A 20,469-nucleotide genomic window follows, 5' to 3' on the forward strand; every position below is an offset into this window, starting at 1 on the left:
ATGCCAGGAGCATACCCGTAATTCAGCATGGGGAATGTCATCGTATCAGCGTCCGTGCAGGCCTTGCGATCAGGGGATCGGATCGGTGATCAAGCGATCATCAAGTGATCCATCAGTTAGTTATCCAACTAAAACGTTGGAGTTGATTCTAGTATGATGCTCCCGCGAACACAAGCGTGCACACACCGGCCCAAGTCGGGACATGCAATGACAGGATAGGGACGATGGCCTGGGATACGGAAGGGACGAAACGCAAGATTCTGGAAGCTGCCGTGGCGGAGTTTTCCCGCTTCGGGCCCGATGGCACCACGGTCGAGAAGATCGCCAAGCTGGCGGGGGTCAACAAGGAACGCGTTTACAACTATTTTGGCGGCAAGCATGAATTGTTCAGCGCCGTGCTGCGCAACGAATTGGCCCGCGTAGCGCAGGCATTGCCGCTTGCCTCGTTCTCCGTGCAGGATGTGGGTGAATACGCAGGCCGGGCGTATGACTACCACCGGGAGCATCCTGAACTGAGCCGGCTGATGCGGTGGGAAGGCCTGGTTTTTGACGGGGCCGTACCGGATGAGGCACTGCGGCGTGAACACTATGGCTACAAGATCGAGGCGATCGCCGCTGGGCAGCGGCACGGTGCGCTGACCAGCGCGCTGGCGCCAGATCACCTGGCCTTTCTGATTCTGTCTTTGGCAGGATGGTGGTCGGCGGTACCGCAGTTGGCGCGTATGTTCACGGGCGGCGACGATGCTGCGGAACACGCGCGGCGGCGGGCGTCCGTCGTCGAGGCGGCCCGGCGTCTGGCAATGGCGCCCTGACGCCAGGAACTGGGATCAAAACTCCGCCCGGCATGTCTGCATGCGGGGCGGAGCTTGCGACTCAGGCGAAAGTGGCCAGAATGGCCGGCACGGAAAGCACGGCGGTGTAGTAGCCCATGAATTGCACGCCGATATTGAAGCTGACGATGCGTTCCAGAAAGCCTCCCAGCATGCCGACCGACAGAATGACCAGCAACCCCAGCAGGCCACCCTCCCAAATGCCTATCACCAGAACCAACCCAATAAAGGTTGCAATCACGGCTTCGTGGCTGACCTTGCGTGCGACGAAGGTCGCCGCCCGGTGGGCGTAGTTCATGGCGAAGGGGTAGGCCACGAGCAAGGCCACGATGACAGCCATCAGCGTGAAACCGAAGAATTCGGAAATGCTGAGCAGATTGTGGAGGTTGTGGATTTCTCCGGAGCCGGCATCGACGGAAAAGCGCGGCGGGGCATTGAACAAGGGCGCGGCAGGGCCGGCCGCCACCGGGCTGAGCGGCAGGCCGAAGGCGATCAGGGGGATCAGCGCTTCAGCAATATAGGTGGATTCGGAGATGCCGTTGCGTGCGGTGATGACGGTCGTGACGCGTTCATAGGCATGCTTGATGCGGCCACCAATGATTTCACCCAGGACGACGGCCATGGCAACGGGGCTGAACACGAAGGTTGCGCTGGATATCGTTGCTGCAGCGGCAGTGACCCGGGTTTGGCGGCGGCTCATGATTTTCAGGGGATTGGGAAAGTAGCCTTTCCAGGCCTTCATGTCCGGGGCCAGTGAAAACACCCGGAACTCACTGCGCCGCATGTTTTCCCGCGCCTGGGGGGATAGCAGGGTGAACAGCGAGGCGATGAGCGGCGCCACGGCGATGCCAAGGAAGTAGCTGACGGACAGTTTGACGCCGTATTTGAGCGTGAGATTCTGCAGGGCGACGATCAGCAAGACGAATGGTACGAGCGCCAGCATGGCAGCCCAGCGGCCTGCTGAGAAAAATGCGATCAGCAAGGCAGCGCACAGGAAGACCCAGGGAGCAAACTGTTTGATTGCTTCCCCGAACGGGGCCAGGACCACGGCGAAGGCGATGGAAACAGGGACGGCGATCAATGCGGAGAGCGCACCGCCAGACAGCATTTTGCGCAGGGCAATATGCGGGACCCCCAGGCGGCGCAACTGGTTGGCGTCACCGATCAGCGCCACGGCCGAGGTGTCGCCGGGAATGCCCAGCAGTGCTGTCGGGACGGCGTGGGTCATGTGCTTGGCAACCGCGCCGGCAATGAAGAAACTGAGAATGGACGCGGGTGGCGCACCCAGCAGCACGACCAGCATGGTCAGTGGTGCCAGGGTGGTGGTTTCATCGGTGCCGGAGACCAGGCCGATGGCGGAAAACAGCACGGCACCCAGCAGGCCAAAGGCCAGCGCATTGAGGATTTCGGCAAATAGCGGATCCATGTTCAGCCCCTCTTGGCGCCAGCAGGCGCATTGGTGTCAGCGAACGGCTGTCCGTGCGGTGCCTGCGGTTCCCGATGTTCGGTGTGCGCCTGGGCGAACATGTCATACAGGCCCAGTTCGCGCAGTTCGTCGGCCACTTCGGGCGAGAGGTCTTCGATATGCCCGATATGGCCGTATTGCTTGACCAGATCGGCCAGCACGGCCTGGCGGAACTGCTCATCGACCAGTTCTTCGACGACAGTACGCTTGGGTTTGAACAACATGGCACTGACGACGCCGCCAGCCAGGCAGCCGATGATCCCGCCCAGCATCGAATAGGCGTGGACCATATGCGCATCGTCAATGATGAGATGCAGGGCCCAGCGTGTCAGGACGTAGGCGCCCAGGCTGATTGCGGCACCGATGGCGATGGCGCTGGCGAGGTGGCGCGCATCAATCGTATCGCCCCAGACTTCAAACAGGTTGTAGGTTTGTTCTGAGGCCAGGCCGCTGCGCAGCGCGAGCGGCGGGGCATGGTGGGTTGTGGAATATTGCACCTTGTCTTCTCCATCTGTTTTTTTCGGTATGAGACACGGACTACATGGGTCTGGGTGTGGCGTCTCCTGGCGCAGTCAGGGGTTGGGGGAACGGGGCGCGCGGCGCACCGTGGCGTGGGCAATCGTGGTGGCGCGGCCATCCGCACGGCTGACCTGCAAGGCAAACGTGACCCGGTCGTGCTCGACCCGGGTGACGCTACCGCTGCAGGTCAGCACTTCGTCCAGGTAGGCGGCCAGGCGGTTCTGGTAGTCAAAGGCAATCAGCTCATCGTCGCTACCCATGACCTCATAGATCAGTTGCGTGAGCCAGTCGCCCTGCAAGGGGCCATCGACGACCAGGGCTGGATGCTGTTCGGTCTCCAGCGCGTAGGGAGCGTCGTAATGGATGCGGTGGGCATTCCAGATGGCGGCGTTATAAAGGAACAGCTGCACGGTGCCGACGCGGTAGTCGCGGGGCGGCAGCGTTTGTCCCGGTGTGGCGCTAGCCAGGGAAAAAGCGTTCATCTTGCGATCCTCGTGAGTTTTTCTATCACTACAGGCGAGCCGTCCTCGCGTTCAAAACGGTTTTCCAGCACCAGGAAAATCAGCGGCCCGCTGGCGCCGGATTTCTCATGGATGTCCAGGATCCGCTGCCGGACAATCAGGGTTTCGCCGCCCCGGATGCGGCCCAGCACCTCGAACTCGCTGCCGCCAGCCATGATGCGTTTCAGCGGCAATGCCGGAATCAGGGGATTGTCCGGGTGATGGCCATCGGGCCGCAGCTGATCCAGCGGCGTGAGTGGAATCATGGCGCTGAATAAAAACAGCAGCGGTGCTTCGTCGCCGGACAGGAACCGGGGGTTGCGCTGTCCCGTGGCAATCGCATATTTGCGGATGTCGTTGCGGCTGACCTCAAAGCGGAAGGGCGGCAGACTGGCGCCGATGTGGCGGGTGATATCAGGGCTGAGCAATCCCATGACGGTTCTCCTGGGCGCGGGTTTTCAAAGCACGCCTTGCTGGCGCAGACTGTCATAACGCGCTTGCGTCAGTCCCAGCCAGTCGAGGTAAACCGACGGGTTGTGCTGGGCGATGGTCGGCGCGCTGGCGCCATGCTCGCGAGTGCCTCCGGACAGCTTGATGGGGTTGCCAAAGACCGAAAAGGTCGCATTCTGGTAATTCACAGGAACCAGCATGTCGCGCGCAAGCAGATGCGGATCCGCGACCACTTCGTCGATTCCCTTGATGGGGGTCAGGGGAAAGCGGTCGCCCGCCATGGCTTCCAGCTCGGCCTTGGTGTGGCGGCCGCACCAGCGTCGCACGGCGGGATCAACCTTGCGCTCGTAGATGTCCTGCTGGAAGCGCTGCGCCATGGTGGCGACTTCCGGATCCTGTTCCAGTTCGGTGTCGCCAAAGGTGCGGCAGGCTTCCTGCCAGAACTTATCGGTATAGGCGCCGAAAAAGACATAGCCGTCCTTGCAGCGGTAGCGCCCGTAAGGTTTGACGAACGGGTGGCCATTGCCGGCGGGTAGCGTGACCTTGCCGGTTTCGGTGTAGGTAACGACAGCATTTTCCGTGAGCGCCACGATGGAGTCCTGTTGCGAGACATCCACCATCTGGCCTTGGCCGCTTTGTTCGGCCTGGCGCAGCGCCGCCAGGATGCCGATGGCTGCGAACATGCCGGCGGAGAGGTCGCCAAGCACGGTGCCGACGCGCATGGGCTCTTCTTCCAGGCCGTTCATCGACCACAGGCCGCCTGCCGCTTGTGCGGTGCTGTCATAGGCCGGCCGGCGGCTGTTCGGGCCGGTTTGGCCGAAGCCGCTGATGGCGGCATAAACGATGGCAGGGTTGCGGGCTTTCAGTACCTCATAACCCAGCCCCAGACGTTCCATGGTGCCGGGTCGGAAATTCTCGATCACGACATGGGCCTGGGCCACCATATCGAGAAACAGCGCCTTGCCTTCGGGGTGTTTGAGGTCCAGGCTGACAGCCAGCTTGTTGCGGTTGTACTGGGCAAAAAAACCGCTGGCGGCAGTATCGGCGTGCTCGCGGAAGGGCGGGAATTCGCGCGTCAGGTCGGGGTCCTTGGGATGCTCGATCTTGATGGCGGTGGCACCCATGTCCGCCAGGATCATGGCGCAGTAGGGTCCGGCCACGACGCGGGTCAGATCCAGGATGATGATGCCGCCCAGGGCGCCTGGCTGCGGGGCGCTGGAAGGAAGGGGAAGTGGGGTCTGCATGATCGGTGTCTCCAATTTTTCTGTGTCAGCCAGGTTCTGGCGGGCACTATTGTCCTGTTAAATGCGCCGGCCCGGCCGGTCTGCCGCTCTTTCGGTGCTGCGGGGCGTCCTTCAGGGGCGTGTCGCGCAAGCGGCTCGCGCGGCCAGCCGGGCCCGGGCGACCCGGCTGGCGGTCTGGCGTTCAAGCACGGTGTCTATCCAGGCGCCAGCGTCGATCAGGCGCTCCAGGTCGATGCCGGTGGGCAGGCCCAGCCCCTCAAGCAGGTACACCAGGTCCTCCGTGGCCAGGTTGCCGCTGGCGCCGGGTGAATACGGGCAACCGCCCAGGCCGGAAACCGACGCATCGAAAATGGTGAGGCCAGCTTCCAGGGCGGCCAGCACATTCGCCACGGCCATGCCGTAGGTATCGTGGAAATGGCCGGCCAGCATGGCGGATGGCACCTGTGCGGCACAGGCGGCAATCAGCTGGCGAATCTGGCGGGGCGTACCGGCGCCAGTGGTATCCCCCAGGCTGATTTCGTCGCAGCCCAGTTGCTGCAGTTTCAGGCAAAGGTCGGCTACCTGCCCGGGAGCCGTGGCCCCTTCATAGGGGCACGCCACCACGCAGGAGATATAGCCGCGCAGCCGGACGCCATGTTCGCGGGCCAGGGCGGCGACAGGCGCGAAACGAGTCAGGCTTTCGTCTATCGAACAATTGGTATTGCGTTGCGAAAAGGTCTCCGACGCCGCGGCGAACACGGCGACTTCCTGATAGCCGCAGGCCAGGGCGCTGCGCATGCCCTGCTCATTGGGTACCAATGCGCTGTAGCGCACGCCAGGCAGTGCCGGCAGCAACCACAGCACTTCATCGCTGCCGGCCATCTGGGGAACCCAGCGAGGCGAAACGAATGCGCCGGCTTCGATATGGCGCAGGCCGGCCTGTGCCAGCCGTTGCACCAGCTGGGCGCGGATCGCGGGCGGCAAGGTGCGGGTTTCGTTCTGCAGGCCGTCGCGTGGGCCGACTTCGACAATGCGTACCTGGGACATGCTCATTTCCCGCGCAGCTCGGCAAGCAGGACGCTGGCGCGGTCTGCCCGTACATCCCTGGCCTGCACCATGGCATTGACCACCTGCCCGATTTCCTCGCCCGTCGCGCCTGCCAGCATGGCGATATTGCGGGCGTGCAAGGCCATGTGGCCACGTTGAATGCCTTCGGTGGCTAGCGCGCGCAAAGCGCCGAGGTTCTGCGCCAGCCCCACGGCCACGGCGATTTCCGCAAGCGCCTGGGCGCTGGTGACGCCCAGGATACGCAGCGACAGCTGCGCCAGCGGGTGCGTTTTGGTGGCGCCGCCCACCAGCCCCAGCGCCATGGGCATTTCTATGGTGCCGACCAGATGGCCTTGGTTGTCCTTTTCCCAGGTGGTGAGCGAACCATAATGGCCCTGGCGGGCAGCATAGGCGTGTGCGCCGGCTTCAATGGCACGCCAGTCGTTGCCGGTGGCGACGACCAGCGGGTCGATGCCGTTCATGATGCCCTTGTTATGGGTGGCGGCGCGATATGGGTCGATGGCGGCGAAGGTGTATGCCTCGATGATGCCGTCGATCACCTCGGTGCCACGGTAGTGCTCGTTTTCAAACACCTCGGGTGCGAATCGGGCCTGGGCACGGGCCAAACGCAAATCGGCCAGGTTGGAGAGAATACGCAGGCGGACTTTGCCGCCGGTGGTTTTTTCCACCAGCGGGGCGACGGCTTCGGCCATGGTATTGACGGTGTTGGCGCCCATGGCGTCACGCACATCGACAATCAGATGCAGAACGACCATGGGGCCGACCGGGCTGCTGTCGAAGGTATGGATCTCGATATCCCGGCAGCCGCCGCCCAGTTTCTGCAACAGGGCATCGCGGCTGTTGGCCAGCGCCAGGATCTCGTCCCGTACGCGCAGCAGTGAATGGCGCGCGCCTTGCGGATCGCGGATGCCGGTCAGCTGGATTTGCGCTCGCATCAAGGGCGCGCTGCTGGAGGTCAGGAAACCCCCGCCTGGGCGTGCCAGCTTCGCCATGAAGGAGGCCGCGGCAACAATGGAGGGTTCCTCTACCACCAGCGGAACCAGGACGTCATGTCCATTGATCTGGAAGTTGGAAGCGATGGCATAGGGCAATTCAAATTTGCCCAGCACGTTTTCGATCATACCGTCGGCAATATCCAGGGGCAGCGCGCCGGCTTCAGTCAGCAGGGCGGCGTCCTGGGGCGAGAGGCCGACGAGTTGGGCGATATGCTCGACGCGGGCGGCAGGGCTCAGGTCGCGGAAGTGTTTCAGGCGTGAATCGAGGGGCATTTGTCTCTTCCTGGTTAATTGTGGAATTCATACTACCTGTCACTGTCACCATAAAAAAGGTACAGTTGGGGGCAGACAGTCCACTTCCAGACCCTTGGTAAACCCCCATGGCAAAACCGACACTGACCGAGCAGATCGCTGCGGAAATCACCCGCCAGATTCACGAAGGGCTGTTGAAAACCGGCGATCGGCTACCGTCGCTGCGGCAGTCGATGAAGCTGCACGGGCATTCGAAAAATACGGTGGTGACCGCCTATGAAATGCTGGCCTCCCAAGGCTTGGTAGAAGCCCGGCACGGCAAAGGTTTCTTTGTGTGCGAGCGGGTGCCGGCCACAGGGGATGACAATGATCTGCAGCCCTATGACCGGGCCTTGGACACCATCTGGATGATGCGCCAGCAATTCGTGCGCGACCCTGGGCACTCTCATCTGGGCGAAGGGTTTCCGCCTGTCGCCTGGCTGTCCGGCCTGCGGCTGGACCGCTACCACCGGCAGGTCATCCGTGACGCAGGCCTGACCTTGTACCGGTACGGCTCGCGGCTGGGCAATATGGGCCTGCGCCAGCGCCTGGCAAGACGCCTGGCCGATCACGGCATTCAGTGCACGCCACGCCAGATGTTGACCACCTTTGGCGCCAATCATGCACTGGACATCATCATCCGGCGCTATCTCAAGCCGGGTGATCCGGTCTTGGTGGATGACCCGGGCTACTACCCGCTTTTCGGCAAATTGCTGATGCACGGCGCACGCATGCTGGGCGTGCCGCGCCAGCCGGATGGGCCGGATCTGGGCGTGCTGGAACATCTGGCGCGCCAGCATCGTCCCAAAGTGTTTTTCGTGCAGACGACGGCGCACAACCCTACGGGTTCGGACATTTCACGGGCGCGCGCAGAACAGATTCTGCGCATTGCCGCCAAGTACGGTGTGCTGGTCGTGGAAAACGATGCGATGGCTGACTACAAGCCGGCGTCTGCGGTGCGCTTGGCCGCGCTGGATCAGCTGCGCAACACGCTTTATGTCGGCACATTTTCCAAATCGGTCTCCGCCGCTTTGCGGGTCGGTTATCTGGCTGGCAGCCAGGAACGTATCGAAGAACTGGCGGACATCAAAATGCTGGTGCATACCACCGGTTCGGAATACGCGGAAAGAGTGCTGGATGCCCTGTTGACCAGCGGCGAGTTCCCGCGTCAGGCGCAGCGATTGCAGACGCGCTTGCGGCAGGCGACCCGGCGCGGCCTGGAAACCCTGGACCGGCTGGGGGCGGAAGTATTCTGCCGGCCGGAGCAAAGCCTGTATCTATGGGCACGTTTTCCGATGCTGGAGGACGCCAATCAGCTGACGGCCCATTGTTTGAAGCAAGGCGTCGTGTTGGCGCCGGGGCCGATTTTCTTTGTCGATCGGAGCATGCCGCAACCTTGGACAAGACTCAATGTCGGCTACCTGGACGACCCGGCCTTCGCCGCCAGCATACGTCATGCGGTACAGGCTGCCAGGCTGGGGTAAGCTGATTGATGGGGTGTCTTGTCGCAACTGCCGGTACCGCAACTGCTGGCGCGGCACCGGGTTCAATAGAATAGGTGTTTTGGGAGAAAAAATATGGTTGATTATGTGATCGCGCCGCCGGCCGTACCGACTTTGCCCGTCGTGGGGGAAGCGGGGCGTTTCCCGGTGCGCCGGATTTACTGCGTGGGCCGCAATTATGCGGCGCATGCCCGTGAAATGGGTTTCACCGGCCGGGAGGATCCCTTCTTCTTCTGTAAGCCTGGCGACGCCTTGCTGGCGGTTCCGGCGGGCAGCGTGGGGGAAATGGTTTATCCGCCGCAAAGCCGTCACGTCGATCATGAAATCGAATTGGTGCTGGCCCTGGGGCGCGGCGGGCGCGATATTCCCGCAGAACAGGCGCTGGACCATGTCTGGGGATATGCCCTGGGCCTGGATATGACGCGGCGCGACCTGCAATCGCAGGCCAAGGAGGTCGGCCGCCCCTGGGAGCTGGGCAAGACGTTCGAACATAGTGCTACCGTCGGTTCGCTGCACCGTCGCAGTGTCGTTGGCGATCTGGAGCAAGGGGCCATCTGGCTGGATGTGAACGGACAGCGCCGTCAATCGGGTGACCTGTCGCAACGCATCTGGACGCCGGCTGAAACCATTGCTTTTCTGTCGCGTTATTTCACGCTGGAAGCCGGCGACCTGATTTTCACCGGTACGCCGGAAGGGGTGGGCCGGGTTGAGCGTGGCGATCATCTGCTGGGTCATGTGGACGGCCTGGCAGACCTGGAAGTCCGCGTCATCTGATCTCTGCCGGCTGAGCGCTGGCAGCGCCGGTCAGCCTGCCCGCCGCCGGGCCGGCATGGGTAGGAACCGCCAGTCGGAAACTCCGCCTAGGCTGGCGGTTCGAGTCGGAACAGAATCCTCCTGTCATCTACAGGAGGATGGATATGCCCAAGTTCAGGCAGCTCGGCCAGGCCATGACCGAGTACGTGATTATCGTTGCGCTGGTTGCGGTGGCGGCCATTGCCGTTTATCAGTTGTTCGGGCAAGTCATCCGCTCACAGACTGCCGCCATGGCCCGGGAGCTGGCGGGCGAGGATGGCTCCAGCGAATCGGCTGCCGCGCAACAGGCGGCTGACAGCGCCGCGGCGCAAGCTGCCGCACGTTCCTTGAAATCCTTTACCGGCAATGCCGGGCAGGCGGGGCAGTAATGCTGCCGGCCCGCTTGCTGCCGGCACATCGGCGGTCCCGTGGCCAGGCCTTGCCATTGGGTGTTCTGCTGCTGGCGGTACTGGCACTGGCCTGGACGCATGGCTATGGGCTGCGCCAGGTGGCCAATGCCCGGACACGGCTGGCCCATGTGGCAGATGTGGTGGCATATAGCGGTGCCTTGTCTCAGGCGCGCAGCCTGAATCTGGCGGCCTGGATCAGCCGCACGCAGCTGGCGCATCAGATTGCCATGGGGCATGTCGCAACGCTGGCCGCCTGGGCGGATTTCGGCAGCCGCCAGGCGGAGCAGCAGGCCAGGGGGAATCCGCCGGCGTTCCTGATCGCCAGCCTGTTCGGGCCGCGCTATGGCACCGCCTACCGGGCAGCCGGTACGCTGCTTGCCGGCGCGCAGAGCGAGGGCTGGGCTGCCGCTTATGCGCGGCACGACAGCCTGATTCATGATGTGCTTGAGCAAGTGCGCGGGCAAACGCTGTCCCGCATCGCCGAGACGCGCCAGGCTGTCATGACCTGGGTCATGCAACAGAATCTGCACGGAGATTACTCAGGCCTGGCGGGCAGCCTGGCGCGGGATCATGCGAGGTTGAGTCTGTATGCCGACACCCTGCCGGGCGCGATCGGCAGCCAGCGTGCAGAGGTCGGGCAGGGAGGGCATGCCTGGCTGACGCAGCAGATACGCAATACGCCTTTCCTGGCTCCGCGCAATGAGACAGCGCGCAATCATTATCTGGTATCACCCTATTGCCCGCATTTGCGGCATGAGCTGCGCCGTCGCGGCACGACCACGCTGGATGCCGATGGACGGTGGCAGGCGCTGGATACCTTGTCATTCAAGGCGCTGCGCCGTAATCGCTGGGTAGGCTGCTACTTCCGTCCGTATCCCATGGGCTGGGCCTGGGCCGCGCCGGCCGGCGCACGGCCGGGGGCGATGCATACGCAGGGGGCGCCCAGCCATTTCGGCGATGAAGCATTCTGGCGCTGGTTGCAAGACAAGACGAATTGGCCCTTGCTGGGCAGGCAGGACAATCCGCTGGCGACTTCCTATGCGGCAGCGGCGCCGCTTGCCTTGCGTAGCCGGGGGCTGACGCCAGATGTTGCCATTCAGGCAGGCCGCTTGCAATTTTCGATTGGTCTGGCCGTGCCAGCCCATACCTTGCAGACCGCGAACGCTGCCAGCCGGGTTGCGTTGGCGGGTGATTGGCGCTTCCAGGCGTTGCAAGCAGAAGACTGGCTGCAGGTGCAGAGCGCCGCCGCAGTGGAATACGTCAGACCGCACGGCAAGCATGGCGTCGCACTGGAGGCGGCCAATCTCTATCTGCCGTACTGGCAGGCGCGTTTGGCGCCGGGGAACGCCGCAGCATTGCACCAGGGAGCGCAGCCATGACGCCGTTGCCAGAGTGCTGCCGTATCCGGTCTGACCTGCATTTGCAGGCGGGGCAGGCTTTGCTGGAGTGCTTGCTTGTGGGCGCAATGGTGTTGTTGCTCTGGCAGGCCGGAGAGTGGCTGGGACAAATGCAGCGGCTGTCAGCCCAGGCCGGGCTGGAAGCCAGGCGGACGGTGTTCCAGCTGGCGGCCGGCATGCCTGCTGCGGCGGCAACGGTGGCGACGATTGGGCAGGGGCAGGCAGGGGCTGATGGCCTGGAAGAGCCAGGGGTATTGACGCCTGCCACTTCCGTGCCGGAACGATTGCAGGTCGCAGGGCTTGAGACGCACGCCTGGGCCCTGCGCCATGACTTCGGCGCGCAGGCCGGGTTGTGGTCGGCACAAACCCGCTTGCCAGCGCCGCTGCCTCCCCCCGGGCTGTCTGTGGCGCCGATGTCGATGACGCTGCCTGCCGCTTTGGTATTGCTGGGTGGCAAGGGGAATGGCAGCGCAGGAGGAGCGGGGGATGCTGCGGTCCAGCAGCGTATTGCTGCGGCGACCAAAGCCTGGCGCTCTGCCGCACAGGGCACTATGGAGCACGCGGCGCAGCTGGATCGCCAGATGCGTCGCGTGGATGCGCCTTGGCGGCCCGGGCATGATGTTGCTGCCTGGCTGGAGACCTGGGCGGGTGCCGTGCCTGAACGCCTGCAGGCCGGGAGCGTGCAATGAGACACGGGTGGCGTTTCTGCTTGCCGTGGCACGGCAGTGCAACACAGGCAAGGCCGTTTCTGAGGCAGGCAAGCCTGTGCCTGATACTGGGCGGGTTGGGGGCATCCGCGCTGGCCTTGCCAGTGAATGTCTCGGCCAATCTGCCGGAGGCCATGCTGCAGGCCCCCAGGGTAGTCACGGTCGAGGAGACGACAAGAGCGGGAGGAATGGGCAGGCGAAATCCTGTTGATTTTCCATGGCCGGCTGGCGTGCGCTGGCAACAGGTCTTGCACGGGGTTCGCTGGCAGGGCTGCCCGCTGGATGCCGTACTTTTTACCAGTGCCGAAGCCCCGGGGGCGCTGGCCCGGCGTTTGTCCCTGGCCTTGCAGACGCGGCCGGCGTTGCTGCTGGAGCCTGATACCTTGCGTTTGCATTGGTACGAAACAGGCAGGCACTGGGTATTGGGTCTGGCAGCGGCAGAAGGCGGCGGAACAGCCGGCAGCCTGTCGGTATTGACGCTGCAGGAGTGTGGCAGGCGCAAAGGGCAAACCGATGGTGCTGTGCCGAGCTTGGCAGGGGCATTCCCGGCAGCACCGGCGGCCATCGACACGAATGTGTGGGCGGCAGGAAATGTTTTGCTGGAAAGTGCAGACACGGATGCCGGCCATGACGTGAATCAGCGCCTGACCCTGCATCAGGAATCGCCCTTGGCCGTCTGGCAGGCCTGGACGTACCAGCTGGCCGCCGAGGGCTGGGTATCTATCGGGGATGGCGGTGCGCCTGCCGTTGCACCGGACACGGCAGTGGCGGGCGCAATGGCTGCGGCAGCCACGGGGGCAGGCCATCCGCGCGCCCAGGTGACGGCCTGGCATCCGGATGGGCGTCGTTTGCAGTTGTCCATCTTGTCGTCCGCTCAGGGAACGGCGGTATGGCGCCTGGACGAGCGTACTGAACCATGAGCCATTTTTCCGCGCCATTTTTGACAATCTCGGCCCGCGTGGCGACGGCGTGGGAGCGCTGGCGCGCACTACGGGTATGGCTGCTGGCCTTGTCGGCAGCGGCTGGTGCAGCTTGGGCGGCACAGCGTTACCTCGATGAGCAGACCGAAGCGCTGCGCCTGGCAGGGCAGGGCGTCATGGTGGAACGGCTGGTGGCCGGCCAGCGCCTGGATGCTGGCATGAGCCTGCATCTGACACAGCTGGCCTTGCGCCACGTGCCTGCCGATTGGGCGGGCAGCCATGGGTTGCGTGCGGGGGATGCCGCCCGGGTGGCTGGCAAGCGTCTGCGCTGGGGCTTGCTGGCCGGGGAAGTCCTGACGGAAATGCATCTGGCGGAACCACAGCCTGCGCGCTTGTCCGAGCGCCTGGCGCCCGGACGGCGCGCCTTGACGATTACGGTTACCCAGGCCAGTACGCAATCCGGTCTGGTTCAGCCGGGCGACCGGATCGACCTGTTTGTGGCCATGCCAAGACAGGGACGCCGGGCGACGACCTCATTGCTGCAGGATGTCGTGGTTTTGGCTACCGGTGCGGAAATGGAGGGGGTGCCGGGCAGCGAAGGCGGCGCCCGAGCGTATCGAACCGTCACGCTCGATGTTTCCCAGGAGGATGCCTTGCTGTTGCTGGCAGCCCGCCAGGAGGGGGAAATGGTGGCGATCCTGCGGGCGACGGGAGACAGTGGAGCAGGGCAGTTGCGCCGTAGTGTGTCGTTGGATCAATTACTGGGCGTGGCGCCCTCGCCGGTGCCACCCGAGCCGGTGGTGCTCTATGGCAACCGCCAGACCATGCACGTCCCACCGCTCAATGCCCAGGAAACGGGAGAATGGGAGTGAAGCCGCATCGTGACGCAAAGCAGGGCAGAGCAGCCGGCTGGCTGCTGCTGGCCAACCGGCTGGCAGGTTTAGGCATGGTCTGCGTGCAGAGTGCCGTGGTGGCAGCGGGCAGCGATACCGGCGCCGCCCGCATCGTCTTGCGCCTGGAGGCCGGACAGACGCATGTGCTGGATGTGCCGGATCTGGGCCGGGTGGCGGTCGGAGACGGCGGCGTGGTTCAAGCGGTCGCTGCGGATGGCCGGGAAGTCCTGATATTCGCACGCCGCCAGGGCCTGACCACCTTGCATGTGTGGACCCGCGCCGGCGTTCGCCAGGCCTATGAGATTGAAGTGGGCGTATCGGGGGCGCAGCGCATGCAGCAGGAAGTTGCTGCTTTGCTGGCGCGCATTCCGAATGCTCGCAGCAGCCGTGTCGGGGATCGCATGCTGATCGAAGGCGAGGACCTGTCTGACGCGGATCAGGAACGTATCAGCGCCTTGGTGCAGCGCTATCCGGATTTGCTGGATTTTACCGGGCAGGTCGGCTGGGACCGCATGGTTCTGCTGGATGTGCAGGTCATTGAAGTGCCGCGATCCGAGCTGCTGGAGTACGGCATACGCTGGGACGGCAGTACCCAGGGCGGGTTCGTCGGTGGCGTGGCGTGGGATATGGCAAGCGGTGCCGCCCTGGCTGCGCGGCCAGGGACGGAGCTGCCGCTGGACCTGCCCATGCCGGTGCGTTCGGCGCAATCCTATTTCGGCTTGAATGCCATGCTGGCGTCGCGCATTCATGCCTTGGCCCAGCAGGGCGATGCCGTCATGCTGGCGCAGCCTCAGCTGCTGGCGCGCAGCGGCGCAACGGCGAGTTTTCTGGCCGGTGGTGAGGTGCCTTACGTGACCGTCGATGCCAATGGCAACTCGACCACGATTTTCAAACCCTATGGCGTTTCTCTCGCCATTACGCCCAGGGTGGAGCGCAATGGCGCTGTCCGTTCGCGCATCGAAGTAGAGGTCAGCGCCGTGGACGCCAGCGTGTCGGCCAATGGCGGGCCTGCCATGAAGACACGGCGCGCCGCGACGGAATTCAACGTGCGTTCCGGGCAGACCCTGGTGTTGGGTGGTTTTATCTCGCGTGAGCAGTTGCGTGACCGGGATGCGTTGCCCGGTTTGGGCAGCCTGCCCATTATCGGCGCGCTGTTCGGCTCGCGGCGGTTCCAGCAGCGTGAGACGGAGCTGGCGATTCTGGTCACGCCGGTGGTGGTGTCGCAGGACGATCCGGGGCTGCAGCGCCGGGCACATGCCGCCCGGCAGGCCGTCGAAGCGGCCTTCCCGGATGGGCCTGCCATCAATGTGCCCATCCTGCCGGATGTGCCGGAAGGTCGGCGTTGGGATCCCTATGCCGGTGCCGGGTCGCAATGGGAGGCCGAGGCAGCCGCTGCCGCTGCAGGCAATGTCTATGACTTTGATGAGTGAGCCAGCAATGGTGGAAATCGAAATCACGCAGGAAGGCGCAGCAGTGGAGCGCCATTTGCTGGCACTGCCGGTATTGATCGGCCGTGACGAGCAATGCAGCTTGCGTTTGCGCTCCTGGCGGATCGCCAGAACGCACGCCAGACTGAGTGCGCATGCCGGGGATTTGTTGCTGGAAGACCTGGGCTCCTGGCATGGCACCTGGGTCAATCAGCGCCGCGTGGCGCGCTATGGCCCCCTGCAGCCCGAAGATATTGTGGTCATTGGCCCCTGCCGGCTGATGGTGCGGCGGGTGACACCCCTGCTTCCGAAAAACGATACCGTGCCGGGAGAGGGCAGTGCGGCGCGGTTGGCTGCGCGGTTGCCTCTGATGGGGGCTGATCCTGGGACTCCGACAGATCGTCCTCCTGCCTCTCGCATCCGTCTGGAGCCCGGCCCGGATTTCCAGGCAGATCCGTTGTCGGTCACTGGATTGGCGGCACTGCCCGCGCAGCCAGGGCAGGGCTCGCCGCAATTGGCTGACGGGGAGGCGAACCTGCTGGATGGGCAAGACACAGCAGGTGCCGATGTGGCGGGGGGATGGCCGGTAGCCGATACCCTGCTGGTTCGTCGCTTGCATGCCGTACTGCTGCAGGAGCTGGATCTGCGGCGCCGCAATGTCGAAGATATGAACGATGCAGCTCTGCGCAGCCAGGCGCGTGAAGTACTCTCCGCCTGGCTGGACAGAAACGGCAGGGCGGGTGACCTGTCAGCGCAGGAAGGGGCGTCCGAGGCGGGCTGGCCGGCCGAGGGGGCTGCCCGCCAGGCGCTGCTGGAACGGGTGCTGGATGAGGCCTTGGGCTATGGCCCCTTGCAGCCTTTGCTGGCGGAAGAGGGCATTACCGAGATTATGGTCAATGGCCACAATGAAATTTATGTCGAGCGCCAGGGCCGTCTGCTGCGCCATCCGGCGGCGTTCAGCAGCGAAGCCGCCTTGATGGCCGTGATGGAACGCATGGTTGCGCCGGTAGGGCGCAGGCTGGATGAAAATATGCCGCTGGCGGACGCGCGTCTGCCGGATGGCTCCCGGGTTCATGCCGTCATTCGCCCTGTTGCCGTGCGCGGACCGAGTCTGACCATTCGGCGTTTTCCCGTGCATCGGCCCGGGTTGCCGGAACTGACGCAATGGGGGGCGCTGGATGGCGCCATGGCATCGTTTCTGGCGCAGTGTGTGCGCTTGCGCCGCAATATCATCGTATCGGGCGGAACGGGCTCAGGGAAAACCACTTTGCTCAATGCTTTGTCGCACTGCATTGCAGCGCACGAGCGGGTAATCACGATAGAGGATGCGGCAGAACTGCGGCTGTTGCATGCGCATCGTGTTGTGCTTGAAGCGCGGCCGCCCAACCAGGAAGGTAAGGGCGCGATCACGATTCGGGAACTGGTGCGCAATGCCTTGCGCATGCGGCCCGACCGCATCATCGTTGGCGAGTGCCGGGGGCCCGAGGCCTTGGACATGCTGGCGGCCATGAATACCGGACATGAAGGTTCCTTGACGACGCTGCACGCCAACTCGCCGCGTGATGCGCTGGCGCGGCTGGAGACCATGGTATTGATGGCAGGCATGTCATTGCCGCTGGCCGCAGTACGTGAACAGATTGCTGCTAGTGTGGATTTGCTGGTTCAGTTGGTGCGTTTGCCGGACGGACGCCGTGTTGTGTCGGAGGTCACGGAGTTGTGCGGAGTGGAAAGCCAGTGTCTGCAGACCTTGCCGCTGTTCCAGTTCGACAGGCGTCTGGGCCGCCATCGGCATGGTGAGAATGCGCCAACGTTTTTCGAGACCTGGCGCAGCCAGGGCCTGAGTTTCGATGCCACCCCTTTTGGTGGACCGGACCGTGTTGCTGCGTGGTCAGGCGACGGTGCTGACGCCTTGCCGGCCCTGGCTGCGCAGGCCGTCGAGCGCTTGTCCTGGCAGGAAGCTGCCGGAGGCCGCGGAGCCGTGCCATGATGCGGGGATGGATCATCGTGGCAGTCGCTGTTGCAGCGGCCGCATTGGCTTTGGGGCTGCGACAAGGCATGGCGGATTGGCTGCGCCACTACCGTGCAGCGTTCACGGCTGGAGCGCGATACCGGATGGATGCTTTTTTCCTGGCCATGGATTTGTCACGATTCTGGCTGGGGGCGTTGCTGGCGGCATGGGCAGCCGGGTTGGCGGCGTATGCATGGACAGGTTCATGGTGGGTGTGCGGCGGTTTGAGCGCAGCTTTGCTGGTCCTGCCGCGTGGCCTGCTGCGTTGGGGCTGGCAACGGCGCAGACGGCAATTGACGGCGCAATTGCCGGAGTTGCTGTTGGGCCTGGCCTGGGCCTTGCGGGGCGGCGCCAGCCTGCCGGGTGCCTTGCGCGCCGTGGTACTGGAAACCGAGCCGCCGACACGGCAGGAGTTTGGCTTGCTGCTGCGCGAGCAACGCATGGGCGTGAGTTTTGAGCAGGCGCTGGCGAATCTGTACCAGCGCGTGCCGACCCCGGAACTGGCGCTGGTCGTGGCCGTGCTGGGCATTGCGGCGCAGTCCGGCGGCAATCTGGCGGATGCCTTGCAGGGCTTGGCCGATACGGTCGAGGCACGGTTGCGGACGCAGCGGCGTTTGCGTGCCATGACATCGCAGGGCGTGTTGCAGGCCTGGATCATGGGGGCGCTGCCGCTCGTCCTGCTGGCAAGCTTGCAGTGGCTGGAGCCACAAGCCATGCATGGTTTGTGGCATACCCCCTCAGGTTGGCTGTTGCTGGGCATACTGGCGCTACTGCTGGCCATCGGATTCTGGTTTATCCGGCGGATCGTGAGTATCCGGCCATGAATGCCGTGGGTGTCATGCATACCGGTTGGTACGCTGTTGTGCTGCATATCGTGGAGCCCGGCATCCCGGATACTCAGGATGTCTCGGATGCCAGCCGCGGCGGCATCTGGCTCTGGCTGTGCATGGTTGGTATCGCCCTGGCGGTTGGCATGGCCGTATCCCAGTGGCAGCAGGGCGACAGGGTTAACAGAGCGGAGCCGGTTGTCGCCAGCACAAGCCTGCCCATGCCCTGGGTCTGGCGCTTTGCGCTACCTGTGCTGCAGCGTTTTTCCTGGTGTGCACGGCCATGGCTGGGTTGGCGGGCGCAGCAGCGCCTGGCTGAATTGTTGCAGGAAGCCGGGCTGGCGCGAGGGCTGGAGCCTTTGGTGTTGCGAACAGCCCAGTGCTTGCTGGGGCTGATGGCAGCCTTGATGTCGGGGCTGGTGATATGGTGTCTATCGAGTCCGGGGTTCGGCAATGAGGCCGGCCTGCTATCGGGCCGCTTCTTTCCGACGGCAGCGGGGATGATGCTGGGCGGGGGACTGGCGGGTTGGCATGCCCCGGGCGTTAGTTTGCGAGCCAGGGCACGCGAGCGGCGTCGCCAGATGGCGGCGGAGTTGCCTTTGGTGCTGGAAATGTTGGCGCTGTGCCTGGCCGGCGGGCAGCATTTCAATGGCGCTTTGCAGCAAATGGCGCGACATGCGCCACGTGGAGCCTTGCAGCAGGAGTTTGCGCAGGCCTGGGCAGAAATCATGCAAGGACGGCCCAGGGTGGAGGCGATCCGGATACTGGCGCGGCGTACCGGCTTGCCCGCCATGCGTCGTTTTGCCGCCGCCTTGGCGCAGGCCGAAGGCCTGGGCATGGCGTTGGGGCCCTTGCTGCGGGCGCAGGCCAGACAATTGCAGGATGAACGGATCCAACAGGCCGAAAAACAAGCCATGGAAGCGCCTGTGAAAATGCTGTTGCCGTTGATGACATGCATTTTTCCCTGCACCTTTCTGGTACTGGCTTATCCGGTCATGCATTATCTGCAAGCAGGGTTGTCGGGATGAATCGACAGGCGGCATCGCCCCGGAGCGGGCGAGACAAGAACCGAGGCATGCGGCTTGGAGCCAGCAAGGTTGCCAGAACGGAGCAGGGGCGCCTGGTGCTTGCGCGGACATGGCGGCAGCGTTTGCGGGGCTGGTTGTGGCGTCGCCGGCCAGCTGTTGTCACGGCCTTACTGCTGTGGCCTTGCATGGCAGTGCACAGCCTGGGGATGACGCATGCTTTGGACGTCTATTTCCTGGATGAACAGGGGCGTTGCGTGAAACGGGTGCGGGCGATGCAGCCATGGCGTTGCGCCTGGCACCCGCGTGCAGTTGCAGTGTTGGAGCTGCGCGCCGGGCAGGCGTGGCCCGGCGGCTGGAACGATCTTGGGCCCAGGCTGAGGCGCATTCTGCGCCGCTTGCCCAGGCGCCAAGGGTTCAGTCGGTGGTGCTGGCGTCGTCCGCCTGACTGGCTGCGCCGAACACCGTCGCGTAGTTGACGTAGGCGCTGCAGGACCAGACGGCTGCGGCGAACAGATTGACTGCCATGGCGAGCGCAGCAATGATCGAACTGATGCCGGGCAGGGCAAAGGCCAGCATATTCGCAATGATGTGCACGGCGTACAGCATGATGCCCCAGGCTGCGGCATAGATCAGAAATGCCCATTTGTTGCGCCAGCAGGCAATCAGCGAGAAGAAAATGGCTCGCGTGACAGGTAGCTGATGCCAGGCCACCAACAGTGGGGTGAACCAGAACAGGGCCGAAACACCGGCATAGAGCACACCGAAAATAATGGTGGGCATTTGCATGGCGTCCAGAAAGGGTGCCATGTTTTCTTCCTGAATGGCTCTTTCCAGCTCGACGGTCAGGGTGTCAGCAAAGGGCATGAAGGCCAGCATGGCGGACAGCAGGATCAAGCCGAATTGCAATCCGCCAACCGCCAGCAGCCGTACCGGCACGCCGGGTTCGCGCAAGGGTTGTACCCAGGCGGCAGGGTGCGCGGGCTTGCCGCTGGCCAGCGCCCGGCAGCCGCTGAGCGTCATGACGGTAAGAAAGGGGACGAAGAACTGGGCCAGGGGCGGTCCGACAGGCGCCAGATTCAGCGCCAGCATGCCCAGCATGGTAAGGAACATCATCCATGTGAACAGCGGTAGGGGTTGGCGCCGGAACAGCAGGTAGCCCTGGCGGATCCAATACCAGCCGGCAGAGGCGGGTAGCGTGGCAGCTTGCATGTGACTAG

21 protein-coding genes are annotated in these 20,469 nt (G+C 63.9%); 13 read left to right on the top strand and 8 right to left on the bottom strand.

The features are described from left to right. Window positions 1-224 precede the first annotated feature (224 nt). Complete coding sequence (locus tag ACNA1V_RS07070) at window positions 225-812, top strand: TetR family transcriptional regulator (protein ID WP_415832884.1); 588 nt, start codon at window positions 225-227, stop codon at window positions 810-812. A 61-nt stretch (window positions 813-873) separates the two neighbouring features. Here ACNA1V_RS07070 and ACNA1V_RS07075 read toward each other — a convergent pair whose 3' ends face one another. The 7 genes from ACNA1V_RS07075 to ACNA1V_RS07105 all read right to left on the bottom strand — a co-directional run bounded on the left by ACNA1V_RS07075 (window position 874) and on the right by ACNA1V_RS07105 (window position 7,323). Next, window positions 874-2,256, bottom strand: a complete 1,383-nt coding sequence (locus tag ACNA1V_RS07075) for a tripartite tricarboxylate transporter permease (RefSeq protein WP_415832885.1) — start codon at window positions 2,254-2,256, stop codon at window positions 874-876. A gap of 2 nt (window positions 2,257-2,258) precedes the next feature. Beyond that, a complete protein-coding gene (locus tag ACNA1V_RS07080) occupies window positions 2,259-2,792 on the bottom strand; it encodes a hypothetical protein (RefSeq protein ID WP_415832886.1) in 534 nt (177 codons plus the stop codon). Window positions 2,793-2,867: 75 nt separating this feature from the next. After that, window positions 2,868-3,296: an HTD2 family dehydratase gene (locus ACNA1V_RS07085; protein ID WP_415832887.1), complete on the bottom strand. Its 429-nt coding sequence runs from the start codon at window positions 3,294-3,296 to the stop codon at window positions 2,868-2,870. Next, on the bottom strand, window positions 3,293-3,748 hold the full coding sequence (locus ACNA1V_RS07090; protein WP_415832888.1) for an FAS1-like dehydratase domain-containing protein: 456 nt from the start codon (window positions 3,746-3,748) through the stop codon (window positions 3,293-3,295). Before ACNA1V_RS07090 ends, ACNA1V_RS07085 begins: the two co-directional genes overlap by 4 nt. 24 nt (window positions 3,749-3,772) lie before the next feature. Further along, window positions 3,773-5,008 carry a CaiB/BaiF CoA transferase family protein gene (locus ACNA1V_RS07095; RefSeq protein ID WP_415832889.1) on the bottom strand — a complete coding sequence of 412 codons (1,236 nt, stop codon included), beginning with the start codon at window positions 5,006-5,008 and terminating at the stop codon, window positions 3,773-3,775. 111 nt (window positions 5,009-5,119) lie between these two features. After that, window positions 5,120-6,034, bottom strand: a complete 915-nt coding sequence (locus tag ACNA1V_RS07100) for a hydroxymethylglutaryl-CoA lyase (protein ID WP_415832890.1) — start codon at window positions 6,032-6,034, stop codon at window positions 5,120-5,122. 2 nt (window positions 6,035-6,036) lie between these two features. After that, entirely contained in the window at window positions 6,037-7,323 is a 1,287-nt protein-coding gene (locus tag ACNA1V_RS07105) for a hydroxymethylglutaryl-CoA reductase, degradative (protein WP_415832891.1), read from the bottom strand. 107 nt (window positions 7,324-7,430) lie between these two features. Here ACNA1V_RS07105 and ACNA1V_RS07110 point away from each other — a divergent pair, with 107 nt between their 5' ends. From ACNA1V_RS07110 to ACNA1V_RS07165, 12 genes are all read left to right on the top strand, one after another. Further along, a complete protein-coding gene (locus tag ACNA1V_RS07110; RefSeq protein WP_415832892.1) occupies window positions 7,431-8,825 on the top strand; it encodes an aminotransferase-like domain-containing protein in 1,395 nt (464 codons plus the stop codon). A gap of 93 nt (window positions 8,826-8,918) precedes the next feature. Continuing rightward, window positions 8,919-9,617, top strand: a complete 699-nt coding sequence (locus ACNA1V_RS07115; RefSeq protein ID WP_415832893.1) for a fumarylacetoacetate hydrolase family protein — start codon at window positions 8,919-8,921, stop codon at window positions 9,615-9,617. Between the two features lie 143 nt (window positions 9,618-9,760). After that, window positions 9,761-10,024 (top strand): hypothetical protein, encoded by a 264-nt coding sequence (locus ACNA1V_RS07120; protein ID WP_415832894.1) that lies wholly within the window; start codon window positions 9,761-9,763, stop codon window positions 10,022-10,024. After that, the gene (locus ACNA1V_RS07125) at window positions 10,024-11,424 is read left to right on the top strand and encodes a hypothetical protein (RefSeq protein ID WP_415832895.1); all 1,401 of its coding nucleotides are present in this window, start codon (window positions 10,024-10,026) and stop codon (window positions 11,422-11,424) included. The genes ACNA1V_RS07120 and ACNA1V_RS07125 overlap by 1 nt, the downstream gene beginning before the upstream one ends. Continuing rightward, the gene (locus ACNA1V_RS07130) at window positions 11,421-12,131 is read left to right on the top strand and encodes a hypothetical protein (protein ID WP_415832896.1); all 711 of its coding nucleotides are present in this window, start codon (window positions 11,421-11,423) and stop codon (window positions 12,129-12,131) included. Before ACNA1V_RS07125 ends, ACNA1V_RS07130 begins: the two co-directional genes overlap by 4 nt. Beyond that, window positions 12,128-13,069, top strand: coding sequence for a hypothetical protein (locus ACNA1V_RS07135; RefSeq protein ID WP_415832897.1), 942 nt, complete (start codon window positions 12,128-12,130; stop codon window positions 13,067-13,069). Before ACNA1V_RS07130 ends, ACNA1V_RS07135 begins: the two co-directional genes overlap by 4 nt. Then, window positions 13,066-13,941, top strand: coding sequence for a Flp pilus assembly protein CpaB (gene cpaB, locus ACNA1V_RS07140; RefSeq protein WP_415832898.1), 876 nt, complete (start codon window positions 13,066-13,068; stop codon window positions 13,939-13,941). The genes ACNA1V_RS07135 and cpaB overlap by 4 nt, the downstream gene beginning before the upstream one ends. Next, the gene (locus ACNA1V_RS07145; protein WP_415832899.1) at window positions 13,932-15,392 is read left to right on the top strand and encodes a type II and III secretion system protein family protein; all 1,461 of its coding nucleotides are present in this window, start codon (window positions 13,932-13,934) and stop codon (window positions 15,390-15,392) included. The genes cpaB and ACNA1V_RS07145 overlap by 10 nt, the downstream gene beginning before the upstream one ends. After that, window positions 15,376-17,376, top strand: coding sequence for an ATPase, T2SS/T4P/T4SS family (locus ACNA1V_RS07150; protein ID WP_415832900.1), 2,001 nt, complete (start codon window positions 15,376-15,378; stop codon window positions 17,374-17,376). The genes ACNA1V_RS07145 and ACNA1V_RS07150 overlap by 17 nt, the downstream gene beginning before the upstream one ends. Next, the gene (locus ACNA1V_RS07155; protein WP_415832901.1) at window positions 17,373-18,221 is read left to right on the top strand and encodes a type II secretion system F family protein; all 849 of its coding nucleotides are present in this window, start codon (window positions 17,373-17,375) and stop codon (window positions 18,219-18,221) included. The genes ACNA1V_RS07150 and ACNA1V_RS07155 overlap by 4 nt, the downstream gene beginning before the upstream one ends. Next, window positions 18,218-19,252: a type II secretion system F family protein gene (locus ACNA1V_RS07160; RefSeq protein ID WP_415832902.1), complete on the top strand. Its 1,035-nt coding sequence runs from the start codon at window positions 18,218-18,220 to the stop codon at window positions 19,250-19,252. Before ACNA1V_RS07155 ends, ACNA1V_RS07160 begins: the two co-directional genes overlap by 4 nt. Before the next feature lie 47 nt (window positions 19,253-19,299). Further along, window positions 19,300-19,728, top strand: a complete 429-nt coding sequence (locus tag ACNA1V_RS07165) for a DUF192 domain-containing protein (RefSeq protein ID WP_415832903.1) — start codon at window positions 19,300-19,302, stop codon at window positions 19,726-19,728. On the opposite strand, the gene ACNA1V_RS07170 is transcribed toward ACNA1V_RS07165, so the two are convergent. Then, on the bottom strand, window positions 19,667-20,461 hold the full coding sequence (locus ACNA1V_RS07170; RefSeq protein ID WP_415832904.1) for a BPSS1780 family membrane protein: 795 nt from the start codon (window positions 20,459-20,461) through the stop codon (window positions 19,667-19,669). The two genes, ACNA1V_RS07165 and ACNA1V_RS07170, sit on opposite strands and share 62 nt — an antisense overlap. Between the last annotated feature and the right edge of the window lie 8 nt (window positions 20,462-20,469).

It is taken from the genome of Kerstersia similis (assembly GCF_965139615.1).
Classification (GTDB): Bacteria; Pseudomonadota; Gammaproteobacteria; order Burkholderiales; family Burkholderiaceae_B; genus Kerstersia; species Kerstersia similis.